This window comes from Geosporobacter subterraneus DSM 17957, assembly GCF_900142145.1.
GTDB classification, from domain to species: Bacteria; Bacillota; Clostridia; order Peptostreptococcales; family Thermotaleaceae; genus Geosporobacter; species Geosporobacter subterraneus.
In genome coordinates this window covers 37,783-60,071 of sequence record NZ_FQZV01000015.1, presented here as the reverse complement: position 1 = coordinate 60,071, position 22,289 = coordinate 37,783, and the positions used below count along the sequence as shown (strand labels likewise).

21 protein-coding genes are annotated in these 22,289 nt (G+C 38.1%); all 21 read left to right on the top strand.

Annotated features, from left to right (window positions below; translation table 11 throughout):
• Positions 1–3 precede the first annotated feature (3 nt).
• The 21 genes from BUB56_RS06780 (at position 4) to ftsZ (ending at position 22,231) form a co-directional block, all read left to right on the top strand.
• Positions 4–1,191 (top strand): hypothetical protein, encoded by a 1,188-nt coding sequence (locus tag BUB56_RS06780; protein ID WP_110940619.1) that lies wholly within the window; start codon positions 4–6, stop codon positions 1,189–1,191.
• Between the two features lie 85 nt (positions 1,192–1,276).
• Positions 1,277–2,563 carry an EF-P 5-aminopentanol modification-associated protein YfmF gene (yfmF, locus tag BUB56_RS06775; protein ID WP_110940618.1) on the top strand — a complete coding sequence of 429 codons (1,287 nt, stop codon included), beginning with the start codon at positions 1,277–1,279 and terminating at the stop codon, positions 2,561–2,563.
• Positions 2,560–3,849 (top strand): EF-P 5-aminopentanol modification-associated protein YfmH, encoded by a 1,290-nt coding sequence (gene yfmH, locus BUB56_RS06770; RefSeq protein ID WP_110940617.1) that lies wholly within the window; start codon positions 2,560–2,562, stop codon positions 3,847–3,849. The genes yfmF and yfmH overlap by 4 nt, the downstream gene beginning before the upstream one ends.
• Positions 3,850–3,937: 88 nt before the next feature.
• Positions 3,938–4,672, top strand: coding sequence for a prolipoprotein diacylglyceryl transferase (gene lgt / locus BUB56_RS06765; protein ID WP_110940616.1), 735 nt, complete (start codon positions 3,938–3,940; stop codon positions 4,670–4,672).
• A gap of 229 nt (positions 4,673–4,901) precedes the next feature.
• Positions 4,902–5,045: an aspartyl-phosphate phosphatase Spo0E family protein gene (locus tag BUB56_RS06760; protein WP_110940615.1), complete on the top strand. Its 144-nt coding sequence runs from the start codon at positions 4,902–4,904 to the stop codon at positions 5,043–5,045.
• Between the two features lie 227 nt (positions 5,046–5,272).
• Positions 5,273–5,704 (top strand): division/cell wall cluster transcriptional repressor MraZ, encoded by a 432-nt coding sequence (gene mraZ, locus BUB56_RS06755; protein WP_110940614.1) that lies wholly within the window; start codon positions 5,273–5,275, stop codon positions 5,702–5,704.
• A gap of 58 nt (positions 5,705–5,762) precedes the next feature.
• Positions 5,763–6,698, top strand: a complete 936-nt coding sequence (gene rsmH / locus BUB56_RS06750) for a 16S rRNA (cytosine(1402)-N(4))-methyltransferase RsmH (protein WP_110940613.1) — start codon at positions 5,763–5,765, stop codon at positions 6,696–6,698.
• A gap of 30 nt (positions 6,699–6,728) precedes the next feature.
• The gene (locus tag BUB56_RS06745) at positions 6,729–7,217 is read left to right on the top strand and encodes a cell division protein FtsL (RefSeq protein WP_110940612.1); all 489 of its coding nucleotides are present in this window, start codon (positions 6,729–6,731) and stop codon (positions 7,215–7,217) included.
• Between the two features lie 33 nt (positions 7,218–7,250).
• Positions 7,251–9,245 (top strand): stage V sporulation protein D, encoded by a 1,995-nt coding sequence (locus BUB56_RS06740; RefSeq protein WP_110940611.1) that lies wholly within the window; start codon positions 7,251–7,253, stop codon positions 9,243–9,245.
• 222 nt (positions 9,246–9,467) lie between these two features.
• The gene (locus tag BUB56_RS06735) at positions 9,468–10,946 is read left to right on the top strand and encodes a UDP-N-acetylmuramoyl-L-alanyl-D-glutamate--2,6-diaminopimelate ligase (RefSeq protein ID WP_110940610.1); all 1,479 of its coding nucleotides are present in this window, start codon (positions 9,468–9,470) and stop codon (positions 10,944–10,946) included.
• A complete protein-coding gene (locus BUB56_RS06730; RefSeq protein ID WP_190014265.1) occupies positions 10,930–12,321 on the top strand; it encodes a UDP-N-acetylmuramoyl-tripeptide--D-alanyl-D-alanine ligase in 1,392 nt (463 codons plus the stop codon). Before BUB56_RS06735 ends, BUB56_RS06730 begins: the two co-directional genes overlap by 17 nt.
• Before the next feature lie 4 nt (positions 12,322–12,325).
• Positions 12,326–13,291, top strand: coding sequence for a phospho-N-acetylmuramoyl-pentapeptide-transferase (gene mraY, locus BUB56_RS06725; protein WP_110940608.1), 966 nt, complete (start codon positions 12,326–12,328; stop codon positions 13,289–13,291).
• 35 nt (positions 13,292–13,326) lie between these two features.
• Positions 13,327–14,691 carry a UDP-N-acetylmuramoyl-L-alanine--D-glutamate ligase gene (murD, locus tag BUB56_RS06720; RefSeq protein WP_110940607.1) on the top strand — a complete coding sequence of 455 codons (1,365 nt, stop codon included), beginning with the start codon at positions 13,327–13,329 and terminating at the stop codon, positions 14,689–14,691.
• Positions 14,688–15,791, top strand: coding sequence for a stage V sporulation protein E (gene spoVE, locus BUB56_RS06715; protein WP_110940606.1), 1,104 nt, complete (start codon positions 14,688–14,690; stop codon positions 15,789–15,791). The genes murD and spoVE overlap by 4 nt, the downstream gene beginning before the upstream one ends.
• A 4-nt stretch (positions 15,792–15,795) precedes the next feature.
• Positions 15,796–16,905, top strand: coding sequence for an undecaprenyldiphospho-muramoylpentapeptide beta-N-acetylglucosaminyltransferase (gene murG, locus BUB56_RS06710; RefSeq protein WP_110940605.1), 1,110 nt, complete (start codon positions 15,796–15,798; stop codon positions 16,903–16,905).
• Between the two features lie 136 nt (positions 16,906–17,041).
• Positions 17,042–18,295: a UDP-N-acetylglucosamine 1-carboxyvinyltransferase gene (gene murA, locus BUB56_RS06705; RefSeq protein ID WP_110940604.1), complete on the top strand. Its 1,254-nt coding sequence runs from the start codon at positions 17,042–17,044 to the stop codon at positions 18,293–18,295.
• A 63-nt stretch (positions 18,296–18,358) separates the two neighbouring features.
• Positions 18,359–19,102 carry a cell division protein FtsQ/DivIB gene (locus BUB56_RS06700; protein ID WP_110940603.1) on the top strand — a complete coding sequence of 248 codons (744 nt, stop codon included), beginning with the start codon at positions 18,359–18,361 and terminating at the stop codon, positions 19,100–19,102.
• A gap of 13 nt (positions 19,103–19,115) precedes the next feature.
• Positions 19,116–19,847 (top strand): DUF881 domain-containing protein, encoded by a 732-nt coding sequence (locus BUB56_RS06695; protein ID WP_110940602.1) that lies wholly within the window; start codon positions 19,116–19,118, stop codon positions 19,845–19,847.
• 17 nt (positions 19,848–19,864) lie between these two features.
• Positions 19,865–20,590: a DUF881 domain-containing protein gene (locus tag BUB56_RS06690; protein WP_110940601.1), complete on the top strand. Its 726-nt coding sequence runs from the start codon at positions 19,865–19,867 to the stop codon at positions 20,588–20,590.
• A gap of 1 nt (position 20,591) precedes the next feature.
• Positions 20,592–20,933, top strand: coding sequence for a small basic family protein (locus BUB56_RS06685; RefSeq protein ID WP_330392578.1), 342 nt, complete (start codon positions 20,592–20,594; stop codon positions 20,931–20,933).
• Between the two features lie 218 nt (positions 20,934–21,151).
• The gene (gene ftsZ, locus BUB56_RS06680; protein WP_110940600.1) at positions 21,152–22,231 is read left to right on the top strand and encodes a cell division protein FtsZ; all 1,080 of its coding nucleotides are present in this window, start codon (positions 21,152–21,154) and stop codon (positions 22,229–22,231) included.
• Positions 22,232–22,289 lie beyond the last annotated feature (58 nt).

Below are 22,289 nucleotides of genomic sequence, written 5' to 3'. Positions count from 1 at the left end.
TCTATGATGAATCTGGTAGATATACAACTATTATTGATTTCATTTATCTGTGGTTTTTCTGGACTATGTGTTATTATATATAATGGAACTGTGGAAAGATTATCCATGTTCTTTATCGGTCTCTTTTGCAGCTACATAGGTATGAATTATAAGAGATGGAACCTAAAGTATCTAAGCCTCATGGTCAGCAGTCTGCTGTTTGGCTTCTTTATTGCAGGTTGGATAACAATATCTATGGAGTCTAGGAGTATATCAAAGCCCTATCCGCAAGATTTTAAGGGTGAAAACCAAACAGCGGTACTTCTAATCCTAAGGGGAGAAGAAGAACGTTATGATGCAGCAGCACTATTAGAGAAAATGGAGAAGGACAGGCGTTTATTCAATAGGTTGTACAGCATCGCTATGCTGTATCAGTATAAAAGAGCCTACGAACAGGTAGGCATCAGCAGATATACCGATAAATCCAGGGAAATTTATGATAAATTAGGGAAGTTGTTGGATGTAAATTATGATGTATATCTATCTTATTTGGATGGAGATACAAGTTATAAAAGAGTTCTCGAAAATAAATTTGCAGGCAGATCCTATGAAAAAATAATCATTGTACCTGTTGTACTGTCAGAATCCTCAGCATATTTAAATTTGATTCATGACTTGAATCAATATAGCCTGAAAGTGACTAATAGCCATATCAAATTTGCTCAGCCCCTTTGGAATAGTGAAAAACTAACACGGGGAATTGTCCTCCAAGTGGATGCGCATGCTGAAGGATATGAGAATGCTAATATGGGTATTATATTGATGAGCAGTACAAAAGTGGAGAAAAGAAATGAAGAGAAGAGTGCTGCAGGCTTAAAGCAGGAGATGTTGTTTTTGGAAAACCTGAAAAGGCAGCTGGTTCGAGTTGGGTATGAAGACAGAAAGATAAAGCTTGCCGCGGCCTATCTGCCTGCTTCAAGTATAAAAAACTCAATAGAAGAGCTTCAGCAATACGGGGTAAGAGAGATATGCATCATTACAGTCAATGACGTAGTGGATGATGTGCGAAATATTGCCCATACAGAGAAAATCATCAAAAGACTAAAAGATGAAGTGGAATTTGATATACAATATATACAGGGATGGGGTGCTTCTGATCAACTGATTGAAGAAATAGAAAACAGGGTAAGATTGCTTAATGTAGAGGAATAAATCTCGGAAGAATCCAGGAGGAATGTGCAAATATTCACTACTGATGTTTTGAAGGATAGATAGAATATATCGAGGAGGGATCTTGTTGTTGGAACGATATCAGCCAATAGTGATAAATGAAGAAGTTAGGCTTCACTGTATCAAAACCGATAAGTTTAAGACAAACCTAGTCAGTGTTTATTTTCAAAGGCCTTTACTCCGGGAAGAGGTAACGCATAATGCGCTTTTATCTATGTTGCTGCCAAGAGGTACACGTCAGTATCCTACTGCACAAAATATTTCTATGGAACTGGAAAATCTATATGGAGCTTCTTTAGGAAGTGACGTAGCAAAAAAAGGGGAGAGGAATATCTTACAATTCAGACTGCAGGTTGCTAATGAAGCCTATCTAGATGATAAAAACATATTTTCCAAGGGTTTAAATATGTTGGACCAGCTAATCAGTGATCCATATTTGGAGGATGATCAGTTTTCCAGTAGCTATCTAAAACAGGAAAAGGAAAACCTGACAGAAAAGATTGAAGGGCGTATTAATGATAAGATTAAATATGCCTATGAACGTTGTATTGAAGAAATGTGTAAAAATGAGAATTTTGCTTTATATGAGTATGGCAAAAAAGAGGACTTGCCCAAGATAACAGGAGAACAGTTGTATCATCATTATGGAAAGCTTATAGAAAGCTCTCCTATAGACATTTTTGTTATTGGAGATATGGAACAAGGCTATATCGAGGAAAAAGTAAGAAAAACATTTCAATTTAAACGACAGAATCTTGTTAGTGGAATACGGGAACAGGTTCATCATAAGCCATCAAAGGTTCTTCGTATAGAAGAATCTATGGAGATTAATCAGGGGAAACTTAATATGGGCTTCAGAACCAATGTACCTTATGAAAGCGAATTGTATGAGCCTTTGGTGGTCTTTTCCAATATATTGGGGGGCGGGCCAAATTCAAAGCTGTTTAAAAATATCCGGGAAAAGGAGAGTCTATGTTATTATATTTTCTCAAGAATAGAGAAATTTAAGTCCCTCATGCTGATCGGGTCAGGAATTGAGTTTGAACATTATGAAAAGACCGTTGATTTAATCCAAAAAGAGATTTATGAAATGAAGAAGGGGTTTTTTTCAGAGGAAGATATCGATAGTGCAAAGAAAGGAATCATTACTTCTATCCGTTCCTTAACAGATACTCCTGGTATGCTTGCTGATTTTTATTATACGCAGACCTTAAGCAAAAACTTTGACAGCTTAGAGGATATTATCAAAAAGATTGAAAAGGTTAAAAAAGATGAGATTGTTCAAGCTGCCCAGGAGATTTCATTAGATACGATTTACTTCCTTAAGGGTAAGAAGGAGGTTGCAGAAAAATGATAACGAAAAACTTGAAAAGTACACTCTTAAAAGAAGAAATTAAAATAAGAGAATTGTCCAATGGCTTTAAAATATACTATATGCCAAAAGAGGGATATACTAAACAGTACGCTATTTTTGCCACCAGGTATGGATCCATTGACAGCAAGTTTCGTGTGGGGTCTGATGGTGAAGTTTTTGAAGTACCTGACGGCATTGCTCACTTCCTTGAGCACAAACTTTTCGAAGAGGAAGAAGGCAGCATATTTGATCGGTTCTCTCATTTGGGATCAAATGTAAATGCGTATACAAATTTCACATCCACCTGTTATCTATTCTCCTCTACGGACAGATTTTATGAAAATTTGGAACTTCTTGTTCGATTTGTACAGTCACCTCATTTTACTGAAGAGAATGTTAAAAAAGAAAAAGGGATTATTGAACAAGAGATTCGAATGTATGAAGATAATCCGAACTGGAAGGTGTTTTTCAACGCACTGAAGGCATTATACCATCAACATCCTGTAAAGATTGACATTGCCGGGACAGTGGAGAGTATCAACCGGATTACAAAGGAAGACCTGTATAAATGTTATAATACCTTCTATACACCACAAAATATGATTCTTTTTGTTGTGGGAGATCTAGATGAGGAGAAAGTTTTCACCACCATAGAGAAGAATATTCTATGGAAAAGTGAAGTGGGCCAGACAGATATAGTAAGGTATTATCCCGAGGAACCCGGCACAATAGTTCAAAATAGGATTGAAGAAAGGCTTTCAGTTTCTATCCCGCTGTTTAATGTAGCCTTTAAGGATACGGATATTGGATATGGGGGAGAACAGCTTTTAAGAAAGGAACTAATTACGAAAATTCTTTTGGAGATGATTTTCGGGAGAAGCTCTGAACTTTTCAAAGAATTATATGAGGAAGGCTTAATCAATGATAACTTTGAAGGAGAGTATACCGGTGAGAGAGGGTATGGACATTCGATGATTGGGGGCGAATCGAAGGACCCCGATCAAGTATATCACAGAATGATGAAACATATTGAGGCATTAGGTGAAAAAGGATTGAATAAAACGGATTTTGAGCGAATGAAGAGAAAATATATTGGAGAGCATTTAAGATCCTATAATTCTGTAGAATTTATTGCCACTACCTTTGTAGCCTATCATTTTAGAGATATTAATATTTTTGACTACATGGACACGATCAAAAGTATTACATTTGAAGATATACAGCGCCGATTTAAAGAACATTTTCAGCCAGCCAGAAGTATTCTGTCGGTTATTCATTCAAAATAAATTGTATGTAGAGGGATAATTCATTATAATGAATACATGGGTTGTCAGTTGATCTGACAACCTACTGATTTTGTGAGGAGTGATATCAGTGAATCCAGTTGCATTTGAAATTTTCGGTTTATCTATACGTTGGTATGGAATCCTTATATCATTAGGTATGATTTTAGGGGCGTTTGTAGCAATGCGCAGGGCAAAAAAAGAGAATATTTCGGAGGAGAGAATTCTTGATTTGGTGCTAGTGGCTATTCCTGCGGCAATTATCGGCGCGAGATTGTATTATGTGATTTTTAACTGGGAATATTATGGTGGAGACTTGCTGCGCATACTCAACACCAGAGAGGGAGGCCTAGCGATTCATGGCGGAGTGATTGCAGGTATCACTGCAGGCTATTTCTTTTGCAAGTATCATAAACTATCCTTTAGAAAACTGGCAGATATTTGTGCTCCCAGCATTATTTTAGGGCAGGCTATCGGAAGATGGGGAAATTATATAAATCAGGAGGCTTTTGGAAGACCTACTAATTTACCCTGGGGAATTATGGTGGATGGCATAAAAGTGCACCCTACCTTTTTATATGAATCCATATGGAATTTTGCAGTCTTATTTCTGTTACTAAGGTATGATGCTAGGAAAAAGTTTGAAGGAGAGTTACTCGTCCTTTACGGAGTTTTATATTCTGTAGGAAGATTTTTTATTGAAGGCTTGCGGACCGATAGTCTCATGGTAGGACCGTTTAGGACTGCACAGGTGATTAGTATTCTGATTATTCTGGGTGGATCTTTCATCATTTATCGGGAAAGGAGTAAAATACAGAAAATATAAATGTCGAATCTGTAAATCAGATACAAAAACAAATGTCGAATTATTCTGGTAAATTATATAGAAATAAGAGGGAATAAAAAGAAAATTTATAATAATGTAATGGGCTTGCAATGTAATTGTCATATAATGATGTTGACACTTGACAACTTTTATTATATTATGTAAGTACACCATTTTTTACCACTATTTCTATATGTAAACAAAAATGAACATAATTAGAGGTGGTATTATGCTTAAATATGATATTGAACAAATGAGAGAGGTTTTAAATGACTTAATGGAAAAAGGCGGAAATTATGATGAGATCTACAAGGTAAGCATTGCTTTGGATCAATTAATTATTGATTATTACAGACAGATGTCTGTCATATAATATATCTTATAATAATATTCAAAATGGCTAAAACCAAGCTCTTAGAAGATGATTCTAAGAGCTTTTTGATTTGAGAAATTAAGCAATAGAAAATGGGTCTATAAGCCTACGAAAATATTTAAAAAAGAAGAAAAAAATAGAAGGATTTTTAAAGAAACCATAGAAATAACTAATAAGTGGTAGAAAGTGGTGAAAAGTGGTGGGTTTTCCCTAAAGAGGTGAGCAATTTGTTTATTGGTGAGTATCTACATGCTATCGATAACAAAGGGCGAGTTATCATTCCTTCTCGGTTTCGTGATGAACTAGGCGAAAAGTTTATTGTAACCAAGGGGTTAGATAACTGTTTATTTGTGTATCCTCAAGAAGAGTGGAAGACCTTTGAAAACAAATTGAAGCAGCTTCCATTAACCAGTAGAGACGCTAGAGCATTTGTTAGATTGTTTTTTTCTGGGGCTGCTGAATGTGAATTGGATAAACAGGGCAGAGTTACGCTGCCAAACAATTTAAGAGATCATGCAAAACTGGAAAAAGACGTGATAACCATCGGTGTTTCTACTAGAGTGGAGATTTGGAGTAAGGAAGAATGGGATCGATATAATGAAGCAGCGGATCTAAGTTACGATGACATTGCTGAAAAAATGGCAGATTTAGGCATATAATATTTCTTTTTCAAGATGCGGATACTAGCGGTAAGATAGAAGAAAGCAGGTGAAAGGATTGGATTTTCAGCATGTTACAGTATTACTGAAAGAAACTGTAGAGCATTTAAACATTAAGCCGGAAGGAATATATGTGGATGGTACCTTAGGGGGAGCAGGACATGCCTCTAAGGTGTGTGAAAAGCTTGGTCCAAATGGATTATTCATTGGTATTGACCAGGATCCTACAGCTCTTGCTGTTTCTAGAAAAAGATTGTCTGCATACACTGTACCGAAGATATTTGTACATAATAATTTCTCTGAGATTGAAGATATTTTAGAAGACTTGAAGATTTCCGAAATTGATGGAATGATGATGGATCTGGGTGTATCGTCTCATCAACTGGATGAAGCCAGTAGAGGATTTTCCTATATGCAGGATGCACCTCTGGATATGCGAATGAATCCCAATAAAAGCCTTACTGGAGAAGATATAGTAAATGATTATGATGAAGAGTCCTTAACCAGAATTATTCGGGATTATGGAGAGGAAAAATGGGCCAAAAGAATTGCCCATTTTATAGTGGAAGCAAGAAAAAGGAAATCCATAAAAACCACAGGGGAACTGGTAGAAATCATAAAAAGTGCCGTTCCGGCGGCGGCTAGGAGAGAAGGACCCCATCCCGCCAAACGGACTTTTCAAGCAATTAGAATCGAAGTAAATCAAGAATTAGAGATTTTGGAGAAGACTGTTCGAGACATCACAAAAGCTTTAAATAAAGGCGGGAGAATCTGTGTGATCACCTTTCATTCTCTGGAGGATCGAATCATCAAGAATATTTTTAAGGATTTGAGTACTGCCTGTAAATGTCCGCCTCAATACCCTGTGTGTATGTGTGGTGGAAAGGCCCAACTAAAGGTTATAACGCGAAAACCCATATTACCGAGTGACGATGAGGTAGAATGCAATCCCCGTTCGAGAAGTGCAAAACTGAGGGTTGCCGAGAAGGTTTAAAGTTCTAAAAGCAAAAAGGGGTGAATAAATTTGGTAGTAGCACAGCGTAAGTTCCAATATGAGGAAGTCCAGACAAAGGAATTTCTTCAAAAAGAAAAAAAGACCATCGAAATGAATAAAAAAAGCAAAGTAAAGGCTTCTCAAAAGCTGCAAATTATTGTAAGCATTGCAGTACTGGTAGGACTTTGTATTGGAATGATTTTTGGGTATGTTCAGTTGACGGAGACAAAATACCGAATTTATTATCTTGATAAAGAGGCTAGAGAACTAAGTGCACAAATTGAAAATCTCAAGATTGAACTTGAAAGTGTAAAAAAGACAGATATTATTGAGCGTCAGGCAAAGGAAATGCTGGGGATGCAATATCCACAAAAAGATCAGACAGTCTACCTGGATATGGGTGATCAACCGATAACGGCATTAAAAGAACCTGCAGGCCAAACTACAAAAACGGAAAAAGGCAATTTATTATTTTTACTCAAGGGTATTTTTGTGAAAATGTATGCACTATTAGATTAATAAAAGGAATGGTTTCGTTAGGGGGCAATTAAGTTGTCAACACCCAGTATTGCCAATAAAAAAAGGTTAGTTTTTTTATTATTTACTGTAAGCTTTATTTTATTTGGACTAATTTTTAGAATCGGCTGGATACAAATTGTAGATGGGGAAAGATATCGACAGCTGGCCCATATGCAGCAAACAAGAGATATCCCAATTCCGGCAAAGCGAGGTATTGTTTTTGACCGTAAAGGGAAAAAGTTAGCAATCAGCGCAAGTACCAGTACGGTTTGGGCCAGACCGGCAGAGGTGGAACGATCTGGCAAGGTAGATGAGATTTCTAAAGAACTAGCTGCAATTTTAGAGCAGGATGAAAATGATATCAAAGCAAAACTGACAAGAAGAAATGTCGGTTTAATTAAAATAGAGAAATGGATTAACAAGGAGAAGGCAGATGCTATCCGCCAGGCAAAAATGGAAGGGGTATGGATCGCAGAGGATAACCGGAGACACTATCCTTTTGGTAACTTTGCAGCACATATATTGGGGCATACTACCGACGACAATAGAGGACTAGTAGGCATAGAACTGGAATACGATAAATATCTCAGTGGATTACCTGGAAGATGGATTAAGAACACGGATGCAGTAGGACGTCAGCTGCCTTATGGCGTCGAAAAGTACTATGAGCCGGAAAACGGACTTAATGTAGTTTTAACAATAGATGAAGTCATTCAACATTTTACGGAAAAGGCTTTGGACAATGTGCTGGCACAAACGAAAGCGAAAAAAGTAATTGCTATTGTAATGGATCCTAAAACAGGTGATATTCTTGCCATGGCTACAAAGCCGGATTTTGATCCGAACAATCCAAGAGTACCTGTAAGCGAGGAAAAAAAGAGGGAGTTTGAAAGCCTAGATACAAAGGAAAAGCAAAAACTGTGGAATGAAATGTGGCGTAATCCAATGATCAGTGATACCTATGAGCCTGGGTCTACCTTTAAGCTAATTACTTCTGCAGCAGGGCTTGAAGAAGGCGTAGTGGAGCCGAATTCTCCTTTTTATTGCTCTGGGCATGCTACGGTTGCAGGTCAGAAAATACGGTGCTGGAGATATTATAACCCTCATGGGGCACAAACTTTTACTGTAGGGGTTCAAAACTCCTGCAATCCAGTATTTATCGAGATCGGTCAGCGCTTAGGGGTTGAAAAGTATTACAAATATATCGAAGCCTTTGGGTTTACAAAAATCACAGGAGTAGATTTGCCTGGTGAAGGTAACTCCATTGTTCAAAATAAGGAACGGGTTGGGCCGGTAGAATTGGCTACCATATCCTTCGGACACGGAATCTCCGTTACACCGCTTCAACTGGTGAATTCCATAGCGGCTATCGGAAATGATGGGAAATTAATGAAACCGAGAATTGTAAAAGAGTTGGTCGATGATGCAGGTAATGTTATTCACCGTTATGAACCGAAAATGGTGCGACAAGCAGTTTCTGAGAAGACTGCCAGGGAGCTGAGATTAATCATGGAGTCTGTTGTAACCGATGGGTCCGGCAAAAGTGCATATATTCCCGGATACCGTATAGGCGGTAAAACCGGTACAGCGGATAAAATTGAAAATGGACGATATGCTTCCGGAAAGGTGTATTCTTCTTTTGTTGCACTGGCGCCTATTGACGATCCCCGTTTAGCTGTACTTGTGGTAGTGGACGAACCTCAGGGAGTACGATTCGGAAGCTTAACTGCAGCACCGGCAGTTCATGATATTTTAAAAGATAGTCTGCGCTATATGGATATTGAACCACAATACAATGAAAAAGAAGCAAAACAATTTGCAAAAGCAGAGGTTACAGTTCCAGAAGTTAGAAATATGACGCTGACGAATGCAGCAAAAACTTTGGCAACCCATAGTCTCCAATATGATACTGAGCCTACAACGGTGGATAATCCCGATACGGTTATCGTAGACCAATTTCCAAAGCCAGGGGCAAAGGTGCCCGAAAAATCCATTATCATATTATATTTAAAGAAGGAAAATCCATAATATAATGACAAAGCAAGCAAAAAATAATAGTGGAATAATTGATGGGGTTGGACATAAAATAAAAAATTTATGTTATAATGTAAATAATTGCAACCATGAAGGCAACTCAAAGCAAAGCTTTGACCACTTTGTTCGAGTTGCCTTTTAACGAGTTTTGTCTATATTCATTAAACTAGGTCTATACTAAATAAAGGTAAGAATTTATAATAAGGAGATGTTTCCATGGATTTAAAAGAGTTGCTAAAAGGTGTTCATGTGTTGCATATAGATGGGAGACAGGAATTAGAAATAAAGGGAATTGCTTATGATTCTAGGCAGGCAGGCGAAGGATTTGTTTTTGTGTGCATATCCGGTTCAAAAACAGACGGCCATCTATTTATCGAAGATGTGATTGCTAAGGGTATTAAGGCTATTGTGGTTGAAAAGGAAGTAAAAGATCAGGAGGGGATTACCTTCATTAGAGTAGAGGATAGCAGAAAGGCATTATCGGCAATAGCTGCTAACTTTTACGGACATCCCTCAAAATATATGAATGTCATTGGCGTTACAGGAACGAACGGAAAGACAACTACGACCCACCTAATTAAGCACATTTTAGAGGTAAATGGCGTACAGTCGGGGCTTATTGGTACCATATCCTATAAAATATTGGATCAAGAATATAAGGCGAATAATACCACCCCCGAATCCCTTGAATTACAACGGCTTTTTCAGGAAATGTTAGACCGTGAAGTAAATACTTGCGTTATGGAGGTATCTTCTCACTCCTTAGACTTACATAGAGTAGAAGACATTCAGTATCGAATTGGGGTATTTACGAATATTACCCAGGATCATCTGGATTTTCATGGAACCATGGAGAATTACAAAAACGCAAAGCGAAAGCTTTTTTATAAAACCACCCAAGCAAACATTATAAATGTAGACGACGAATTCGGTTTAGAGCTTTCAAGACAGTTGAGCAAATTAGATGCTAAATGTATAACTTATGGCATCAAAGGGCCAGCAGAAATCTATGGGAAAGATATTGAAATAACCGCTAAAGGAACCCGTTTCCAACTGGTAACACCTAAATTTTCAGGAGTTATCAATATCGGTACACCTGGCATGTTTTCTGTATATAATGCACTAGCAGCAGCTGCTGTAGGTTATGTGACAGGGTATGGTTATCTGGAAATTAAAAAGGGATTGGAGGAGACCCGTGTAGTACCTGGAAGATTTGAACTGGTGCCTAACGATAAAGACCTTACTGTGATTGTGGATTACAGTCACACTCCAGATTCGATTGAAAATGCAATTAAAACTATAAGGGAATTTGCCAAGGGTAGAATTATTACTGTATTTGGTTGCGGCGGAGATCGTGATAAGACAAAACGTCCTATCATGGGTGAGATTGCAGGACGTTTATCAGATTATTGTATTATTACTAGTGACAATCCACGAACAGAAAAACCAGAAGACATTATAAAAGATGCTGAAGTAGGCATAAAAAGGACATCATGCAAATATAAAATGATAGTAGATAGAAAGGAAGGTATTCGGGAAGCGATCCGACAAAGCGGACCTAAGGATGTAATTCTTATTGCAGGCAAAGGTCATGAAACCTATCAGATTATCGGGAATCGAGTAATTGATTTTGATGATCGAAAAATTGCCCAAGAGCTCATACGGGAGGATTTACAGGATGAAGTTGACAATTGATGAGATATTAGAAGCTACCCAAGGAGAATATCTCTTTAAAAATATTATTGAATCGGTGGAACAGATCATAACAGATTCAAGAAGAATAAAAGGTGGAGAGTTATTTGTTCCGCTTGTGGGCTTAAACTTTGACGGTCATGATTTTATTCCTCAAGCGATTCAGCAAGGAGCTAAGATTATATTGACCCATAGAATATTAGATAAAGATGTTTATATGAATGAGAAAATCTGTGTTATTAGCGTAAAGGATACCCTAAAGGCATTGCAGGATTTGGCGAAGTATCATATCCGCAAGTTCAATATTCCCATAGTGGGTGTTACCGGCAGTACTGGAAAAACTACAACGAAAGACTTGATTTATTCTGTTTTAAAACAAAAATATAAAGTAATGAAAAGTGAAGGAAACTTTAACAATCATATAGGACTTCCCCTATCTGTATTTCAGCTTCAGAAAGAACATGAGGCAGCAATTTTTGAGATGGGGATGAGTGCATTGGGAGAAATTGATACTTTGGCAGAAATCGTAAGGCCGAACATATCTGTTATTACCAATATCGGTTTATCCCATATAGAACATCTGGGCTCCCAAGAAAATATATTCAAGGCAAAAATGGAGATCGCCAATTATTTAGAGCGGGAAGATGTATTGATTGTAAATGGAGATGATCCTTATTTAAATGGCTTAAAGGATCAAGTATTGGGATTTCAGAATCTTTTTGTGGGCATTCATAGCCTATGTGATTTAAAGGCAGATAATATAAAGGATTTAGGGGAAGCCGGCAGTACTTTTGATGTATTGTTTGAGGGTCAGCCGGTTAACTTTCGGCTGCAAGTACCAGGGACCCATAATATATACAATGCCCTTTCTGCCATTGCAGTAGGACGTTGCTTAAATATGGAAAGCGCAATGATTCAAAAGGGAATTGAAGCGTATCAGGGTAGTGCTATGCGTCTACATATCATAAGCATACACGATAATATAAAAATCATAAACGATGTATACAATGCCAGTCCAGATTCTATGAAAGCTGCTATTTCCGTTCTGAGCAAAGCTGATGCAAAAAGGAAAATAGCAGTATTGGGAGACATGCTGGAAATGGGTCAATATACAAAAATGGGACATTATACGGTTGGTTGTGAAATTGCCAAGAAATCTGTTGATCTTTTGGTTGTAGTAGGATCATCATCGGTTCATATGGTCGAGGGCGCTATAGATCATGGGTTTGACAGAGAAAAAATTATTGTATGCACCAATAATCAGGAAGCAACTGCATATCTGAAAAAAACCATTAAAGCAGATGATATGATTTTGGTTAAGGGGTCTCGAAGCATGAAAATGGAAGAAATTGTAGCAGGCATACAAGAGAGGAGTTAATTGAATGATACAATATAGACAATTAATTGTTACGATTGTGATCTCCTTTTTTATTACATTAATCCTAGGACCAATCGTTATTCCAATACTGCAAAGACTCAAGGTAGGACAAAGTATCCGGGATGAGGGCCCAAAATCACATATGACCAAATCCGGAACCCCTACGATGGGCGGATTGATTATGATCACAGCAATTTTGATTACTGCTATTACTTCCGGTCGTATCAATAAGGACTTATTTGTTGTACTTTTTGCTACCATTTCTTTTGGATTAATTGGCTTTATCGATGATTTTATAAAAGTAGTATTGAAAAGAAATTTGGGTTTAAAAGCTTATCAAAAGCTTTTGGGTCAAATTATAGTGGCTGTAATTATTGCAGTATATCAATCTACTATATCTGTGACCGGCACGAAAATTTTAATCCCTTTCATGAATCAGTACTGGGATTTGGGATACTTCTATGTACCCTATATAGCTTTTGTAGTAGTAGCAACAGCCAACAGTGTCAATTTAACCGATGGTTTAGACGGTTTAGCTGCAGGGGTCACGCTGATTGTATCCTCTTTTTTTAGTCTCGTAGCGATGAATTGGGGTTTTTCAAGTATTGCAGTTTTCTGTGGAGCCTTAACAGGAGCTTGTCTGGGATTTTTGAGATTCAATGCCCATCCGGCTAAAGTGTTTATGGGAGATACGGGGTCTATGGCACTTGGGGGAGCAGTGGCGGCGATTGCTATTCTGATGAACCTTACTTTGCTTATTCCAATTGTTGGAGGGATATACTTTGCTGAGGCCCTATCGGTGATTATTCAGGTAATCTCCTTTAAATTAACGGGGAAAAGAGTTTTCCGTATGAGCCCCTTACACCATCATTATGAATTGAAAGGATGGAAGGAAACAAAGGTTGTTGCGGTATTTTGGAGCGTTACACTGCTGTTATGCATTGTAGGATTATTCGGTTTGAGCCAATAGAAAATAAATATTCTCATGAAAGCAGGTGTCAGAATTTGGAGATAAAAGGCAGAAAGGTGTTAGTCGTAGGTTTGGCCACATCAGGAATTCCAACAGTTAATACATTATTAAGTCTAGGTGCTGAAATAACAATTAATGATATAAAACAAGAGGATGCATTAAAAGAAGTACTTGAACAAATCCAAACAGATCAGATACACATGATTCTTGGAAGTCACCCCGAAAAAGTCAGCCAATATGATTTTATTGTATTGAGTCCAGGGGTACCAACAGATCTACCTTTTTTAACCGAGGCTAGAGGACAGGAAGTTCCTGTTATCGGAGAACTAGAGCTGGCCTATCAGCTATGTGCTGCAGATTTTGTTGCTATTACCGGAACAAATGGAAAAACCACTACTACAGCATTAACTGGAGAGATATTTCAAAATGCAAAAAAAGAAACTTATGTGGTTGGAAATATAGGGGTTGCAGCGGTGTCTAAAAGTTTAGAGGCCAGCAGCGATGCTGTAATGGTTACAGAGGTTAGCAGCTTTCAGTTAGAGAGCATCATTGAATTTAAGCCATACATAGCTGCTATATTAAATATTACACCAGATCATTTAAATAGACATAAAACCATGAAAAACTATATTGATGCTAAAGCAAATATTTTTATAAATCAAACAGCTAATGATATTCTTGTATTGAACAGGGATGATGAGGAAACCTGTAAACTTAAGGTAAGAGCCAAGTCTCAGGTTATTTTCTTCAGTAGAAAAGAGGTTTTGGAGGAAGGTGCCTTTGTAGAGGAAGGAAAGATTGTGGTTCGCAAGAATGGCGTAAAAGAAGAAATTTGTCACGTTGAGGAGTTAAAAATCCCCGGTGCCCATAACCTTGAAAATGCCTTGGCAGCTACAGCTATTGCCTACTGGGCAGGGATAGACGGCAAGGTTATAGCAAAGACTCTTAATACCTTCATGGGCGTGGAGCATCGCATTGAATTTGTTGACGAAATATCAGGTATTCGTTTTATTAATGATTCAAAAGGAACAAATCCTGATGCATCTATTAAAGCAGTTGAAGCAGTAAAAGAACCGATTATACTTATAGCTGGCGGAATGGATAAAGGCAACAGTTTTGAAACATTCATAGAGGCTTTCCAGGGAAAAGTGAAGTATATGGTATTAATCGGAGAAACCGCAAATAAGATTAAAGAGACAGCACTGCAGATGGGCTTTGATCATTGCCAGATTGTAAAGGATATGGAGGATGCGGTTGTAACAGCCTATAAAGTAGCACAAGCAGGAGACACCATTCTATTATCTCCTGCTTGTGCCAGCTGGGATATGTATCAGAGCTATGAACATAGAGGAAATCACTTCAAAGAATGCATCGAAAAATTAAGGAGGTCTATTGAATGACCAAAAAAAAATCCAGTGATTTCACACTTATGTTGACGGTATTAATACTTGTAGCCATAGGAATTATCATGGTTTTTAGTTCAAGTTATGCCTATGCATACTTCAAAATGAACGATGGTTATCATTTCTTGAAGCGGGAGATCATGTGGGCTAGTTTGGGATTGCTGGGTATGATTGCAGCCATGAATTTTGACTATTGGAAGTATAAGAAAATGGCTCCATATGGGTATATTATCAGTTTAGTACTTCTGGTATTAGTATTAACACCTTTAGGGATTGAGTTTAACGGAGCGAGAAGGTGGCTGGGCATAGGCGGTTTTACTATTATGCCGGGAGAGTTGGCTAAAATATTCGGCATTTTTTTCGTAGCCTCTCGACTTTCAAGGAGTCCGGAAAAAATTAAAAGTTTTACAAGGGGAGTAGTGCCAAATTTACTGATTATAGGTATTTATTTTGGCTTAATTATATTGCAGCCGAATCTTAGTACGGCTATGACCATAACTTTTATTATTGTAGCTATGATGTTCGTAGCAGGAATGCGCTGGGGACATATTGCCGGTATGGGAGTAGTCGGCGCCGGCTTATTAGTGGTCATGATCCTGTTAGAACCTTACCGAATGAGAAGAATTACAGGCTTCTTAGACCCTTTTGCCGATCCTAGAGGCAGCGGTTATCAAGTAATTCAGTCCTTATTAGCTCTTGGATCTGGGGGGGTCTTTGGTGTAGGACTAGGAAAAAGCGTTCAAAAATATTTGTATATACCCGAACCTCAAAATGATTTTATATTTGCCATCATTGGCGAAGAACTGGGATTTGTAGGCTGTTTAACAGTTATTATTTTATATTTGCTTTTAATTTGGCGAGGCGTTCGAATTGCCATCAATGCACCTGATTTATTCGGCTGTCTGTTGGCAACCGGCATTACAGCAATGGTGGGTGTACAAGTGATTATTAATATTGCTGTTGCTACATCTTCTATGCCAGTTACGGGGATACCTTTACCTTTTATCAGTTGGGGTGGAAATTCCCTTGCAATTTTCATGGCAGCTATGGGCGTATTGCTAAACATCTCAAGGTATTCGAACTTAGATAGGAGTTGAAAAAATGAGAATCCTCATTGCTGGTGGTGGAACAGGAGGACATATTTATCCGGCCATTGCCATAGCAAACAGAATTAAAGAAGAACATCAAGATTGGGAAATATTATTTGTCGGTACAAAAAGAGGATTGGAGTATAAACTGGTTCCGGAAGCGGGATATAAAATCGAGATTGTACGAGTTAGCGGTTTTAAACGGCAACTGGGTCTGGACACCCTAAAATCTGTTAAGGATTTATTTGCCGGTTTGAGGGATGCGCGCAGGGTGATTAAGAGCTTTAAGCCCGACATCGTAATCGGAACCGGAGGATATGTTTGTGGACCGATCCTGTGGATAGCTGCAATGATGCAGATTAAAACCATTATCCATGAACAAAATGTGATACCCGGTGTTACCAATAAGATACTAGGAAAATTTGTAGATCGAATTATGGTAAGCTTTGAGGATTCGAGAAAGCATTTTCATAATAGCAGCAAGATTGTCGTAACAGGCAATCCCATTCGAAAAGAGTTCATTCATTTTGATCGAAAAAAATGTAGAAGCAATCTTAATATACAGGATGATCGTATGCTTGTTATGTCTTTTGGTGGAAGCCGAGGGGCAGAAAAAATTAACCAAGTGATGAAGTCTGTTGTAAAAAGGTTAAATAATAAGGATGAACTTCAGTTGATCCATATCACGGGAAGCAGTCATTATGAATCCTTTATGAAGGATTTGGAGAAAGAGAATATTCTAATAGGAAAAAATATTATCATCAAACCTTATGCCCATGACATGCCTGCTTTGATGGGAGCTTGTGATCTAATCATTTGCAGATCTGGCGCCATCACATTGGCCGAAATCACCGCTATGGGACTGCCTTCTATATTGATTCCTTCTCCATATGTAACCAATAATCACCAAGAACATAATGGAAGGGTTTTAGAAAAAAAGGGTGCTGCCGTATTATTGCTTGAAAGAGAATTAAATGATAAAAATATTGTGGAACTACTCAATCGTTTTATGAAGGAGAAGTATCGGCTGGAAGAAATGGGTGAGAAAAGCAGACTGCTTGCGAAAACTGATGCTACAGATATGATATATTCTAATATTATTGAACTTTTACAAAAAAGATAACAATATTATACCCTATACTTAAATCTCGGATTGCTTTAAGGAACACCTTGGGATTTACTGCATATGATGGTTATATATTACATTTAATTATTGCTTAATTAATATATAAACAGCAGACATCTCGGAGGTGGAATATGTGTGTAAATTTGTCATAAATGGTGGAAATAAGCTCATAGGCCAGTTGCGTATAGGCGGTGCCAAAAATGCGGTATTACCTATTTTAGCGGCTACAGTGTTAAATGGAAAGGAAAGCATTTTATATGATTGCCCTGCCCTTAAGGATGTAGATACCATGATCGAGATTCTCAAATCTATAGGGTGTAAGGTTTCTTTTGAGGACAACGTTTTGAGTGTTGATTCTAGCACCCTCTCCAGTCATGAAATCCCGGAGCATTTGGTACGAGAAATGCGATCTTCCATTTTTTTAATGGGGCCAATGTTGGCCAGATGTGGTAAAATTAAGATAAGTTACCCTGGTGGTTGCGAAATTGGGCCAAGGCCTATCGACCTTCACCTAAAAGCATTGCGGGAACTTGGGGTTACCATCAATGAGGCCCACGGCTTTTTAGAATGCGAAGTTTCTGATTTGAGAGGATGCGAAATACAGTTGGATTACCCTAGTGTAGGTGCCACAGAGAACGCAATGCTGGCTGCTGTCATGGCAAAGGGTGCGACAAAAATTAGAAATGCTGCAAAAGAACCGGAAATTGTGGACCTACAGACCTATTTGAATGTCACTGGGGCAAAGGTTTCTGGAGCAGGTACCAGTGAGATTGTTATAGAAGGGGTTGAACGCTTGCAGAAGGCCGAACATCATATTATGCCTGATAGAATTGTAGCGGGTACATTCCTGGCTGCTGTAGCTATTACCGGCGGAGAAGTGACGCTGGACAATGTTGTGCCAGAGCATATACAGCCAATCCTTTCAAAATTGAAAGAGTCGGGATGCCTTATCTTAGAAAAGGAAAGACAAATCAAGTTAAAAACACCCAATCAGATCCGGGCTGTCGATATGATTAAAACCCTGCCCTATCCTGGATTTCCTACAGATATGCAAGCACAATTTATGGCTTTGATGACAGTAGCAAAGGGCACAAGTATATTTACGGAAACTATTTTTGAAAACCGATATAAGCACGTGAGCGAATTAACGCGTATGGGTGCCAATATTAAGGTGGATGGCCGAGTAGCTGTAGTTAAAGGTGTAAAAAGATTGACAGGGGCTAAGCTGAGCGCCAAGGATCTAAGAGGAGGGGCTGCTTTAGTTTTAGCTGGCTTAGCGGCAGAGGGAACAACTGTTGTAGATCAGATTATTCATATAGAGCGAGGCTATGATCGTTTTGACAAAATGTTAGAACAGTTAGGTGCGCAAATATATAGGATAAATTAAGAGTCAGCTTCAGCTGCTCTTTAATTTAATAAGAGAAGCTGACAACCTGTAAGGTGGGAGAACATGTACATAAATCAATCTCTTATTGACAAAAAAAGAAAAAGAAAAAAATTGATATTATTTGTTATGCTTTTATGCTGTATTATTTCTTTCATCATTATTTTTAAAACTGACTTTTTTTGTATAAAAGTTATTGAGATAAAGGGTAATGTATTACTGTCTCAGGAAGACATTGTACAAGCCTCAGGCATAACCTTGGGGAATCAAATCTATAAGGAGAAAATAAAAGATGTGAAAATTGGATTATCGCAACATCCATATATTAAATCTGTAGAAGTAAAAAGAAAGCTTCCCAACAGGATTTCAATAAATATCGTAGAACGGGAAGAAATTGCTGCAATTCCATTTATGGGAGCCTATGTATTTATAGACGAGAATGGTATGATTCTAAAATCTGAAACCCATCCTGAAAACTTAAAGATCATTTACGGTTTGGAGTTTGACCATTTTATGGAGGGAGAGCCTTTAGAAGTAAAGGATCCGCAGAAGCTGGAAAAAGCTTTGGAGATTATTAAAAGCATCAATCAACTAGGGATGCCTATAAAAAATCTTGATGTCAATGATCCTAAAAACTATACGATAAAACTAACAGATACATTATTGTGTAGAATTGGAGAGGGTAGTAATATTGATTATAGGCTAAGCCTTTTAGTGAAAATTTTACAAGACTTAGAGAGTAAAGATATAACTAGAGGGGTTATTGATATCAGCTATGATGGTAATCCGACCTATAGACCTGTAGATTAAGGAGGATGTGGGGATGAAAAGCATTAAAGGACAGCTGGCTGTAGGTATTGTGTGTATTGTCTTAGGATTGGTTTTGGCACTCCAGTTCAAGAGTGTACAAACCAATTACTTGGAAGGGATTGCACCGGCACAGAAAGCCCAAGAGCTAGCTGCTGAACTTAAAAAAATCAGGCAGGAAAAACAGCAGTTGTTAAATGAAGTAAATACTTTAGAGGCTAGGATTAAAGAGATTCAGGAGGCTGAATCAAAAGAGGATGCTCTCATAAAGAGCTTAAGTGCCGATTTAGAAAAATATAAAATTATTTCCGGCCTTAGAAGTGTAAAAGGCCCCGGCATTATAGTAGCCGTTGATGATCCGCCGGTAGACCCTGACTTTCCAGTGGATTATAGCACGATTATGCTGAATTATGATTTATTGTTGAGTCTGCTGAATAAATTAAATGATGCAGGAGCAGAGGCAATCTCTGTAAATGATCAAAGAATCGTGTCTCGAACTGAAATCAGCCTTGCAGGAAATAATGTGAATATTAATTCTGTTCCAACAGCACCCCCTTTTATTATCAAAGCAATAGGGAATCCTGATACCCTTGAGGCAACCTTAAACATTCGTTTTGGTATTGTATGGGAAATGAGAGAGCGCCATGGATTACAAGTGTCCATTAAGAAACAAGAAGAAGTAACCATACCTAGATATAATGAGATAATTAAATTTAGATATGCTAAACCCGTAGAAGAAAAGGAATAGTCATTGAGGTGGATGCAATGAAAATGAATGTTTGGAAATTTAATATTTTAATCCTTTGCATTCTGTTGGGTTTCCTTATTGCACTTCAGATAAAGAGTGTAACCGGTGATTACCTTTATGTACCATTAAAGGTGATCTATGACTATAAACTATCCATAGAGAGTGAAAAAAAAGAGATGGAAAATCTCCAAAGTGTCATTGAAGAGCGGCGCAGCTTTATTGAGAACTACGAGAAGCTAAAAAGCGATGGAGGACTCTTCAAAGATGCCCTAATACAGGAGTTAGAGAATCAAAAACTAGTCAGTGGATTCAAGAGTGTAGAGGGGCCAGGGATTGTACTGACGGTAAATGACGGAACGAGGGAATTGATTGGAGATGAAAACCCTAATAATGTTCTCGTCCATGATATTGATGTGTTAAATTTAATCAATGATTTAAAGGCTGCTGGAGCTGAAGCCCTATCTATTAATGGGCAGAGGATTATTTCAATCTCGGAGATCAATTGTGCAGGCCATACAATTCGTATTAACAACCAGGTTTTTGCGCAACCCTTTATTATAAAGGCAATTGGTGATCCAAAGACACTGGAAGCTTCTATTTACGCACCCGGTCAGTCAGGCCATTATCTTAAAGAAATTATAGGATTATTAATAGATGTAAAACCTGTGGTAAATGTAAAGATTCCAAGGTATCAAGAGGATATTAATTATCGTTACTTGAAAGTAGCAGAAGAGGGTGAATAATGTGATTATTGCAATTTTAGGTTTAATGATCGGGGTACTGCTGGGTGTCTACTTACCTATTACTTACCCATCCTCATACTCGCTTTATATGTCAGTAGCCATTTTAGCGGCACTGGATTCTGTTTTTGGTGCAATTCGGTCTCATATGGAGGAAAAATTTCATTCAACAATTTTTGTGTCAGGATTCTTCGGAAATGCCATTCTTGCGGGCTTTCTAGCCTATATCGGCGATCGTTTAGGTGTCCCCCTCTACTATGCAGCAATATTTGCATTTGGAGGAAGATTATTCCAAAACTTTGCAATTATTAGGCGTTACCTCATTGAGAGAATCACGAAAAAATAAAGTTTTTGTTACAAAAAAAAGGATATTTTAATAGCACGTTGAAATATGTTATAGGATTATTTGAATTTATTCTCATTTTAGGTTTTTTTAGAACATGCCGATACATTAATGATCTGAATTGAGAACCAAAATATAGATAAAAACACTTAAAACTCAATGAATTGATTTGAACTAACGATCTCATAATATTTTCGTAGCCGTATGAAGGGGGTAATTTTGTGTTAGAATTTGATGTTGATATGGAGCAATTTGCTCAGATAAAAGTAATCGGTGTTGGTGGTGGAGGTAACAACGCTGTCAATAGAATGATAGAATCCCAACTAAAAGGAGTCCAGTTTATAGCTGTTAATACGGATAAACAGGCCCTATTTACATCTAAGGCCGAATATAGAATCCAAATAGGAGAGAAGTTAACAAAGGGTTTAGGTGCGGGAGCAAATCCAGAAATCGGTAGAAAAGCAGCTGAGGAAAGCAGAGAAGATATACATCAAGCATTACAGGGGGCAGATATGGTGTTTGTTACCTCTGGTATGGGTGGTGGAACAGGAACCGGTGCTGCACCGATTGTTGCACAGATTGCAAAGGAGATGGGCATACTAACCGTAGGGGTTGTTACAAAGCCTTTTACCTTTGAAGGAAAGAGAAGAATGCAGCATGCTGAACAAGGAATCGAGGAACTAAAAGGAAAGGTAGATACCCTGGTTACGATCCCAAATGACAGACTGCTTCAAGTGGTCGAGAAAAAGACATCTATCATGGATGCATTTAAAATGGCCGATGATGTATTACGCCAAGGTGTTCAGGGTATTTCTGATTTGATTGCCGTGCCAGGTCTTGTAAATCTTGACTTTGCCGATGTAAAAACCATTATGTTTGAGCAGGGTTTGGCTCACATGGGAATAGGAAGAGCAAGCGGTGAGAACAGAGCTACTGAAGCAGCGAAGCAGGCCATACATAGCCCACTGCTAGAAACTTCTATTCAGGGAGCAAAGGGTGTGTTGCTGAATATTACAGGAGGTTCCAATTTAGGACTCTTTGAAGTGAATGAAGCGGCCGAACTGGTAGCTCAGGCTGCAGACCCTGATGCCAATATTATTTTTGGTGCTGTAATTGATGAGGATCTAAAGGATGAAATCCGGATCACCGTTATTGCTACAGGCTTCGAGAATCAAAAACCCGGTGGCATGAAGGTACCTTTGTTAGATAAGGATACCGGATTGAACAAGCATAAGGATGAGGATCACCAACCGATTCAAGATGATTTAGATATTCCTACTTTCTTAAGAAAAAAGAGATAATTTAAGACCGTATCCAATTCAGGATACGGTCTTTTGTCGTATTATGGGAAGTTTTTTT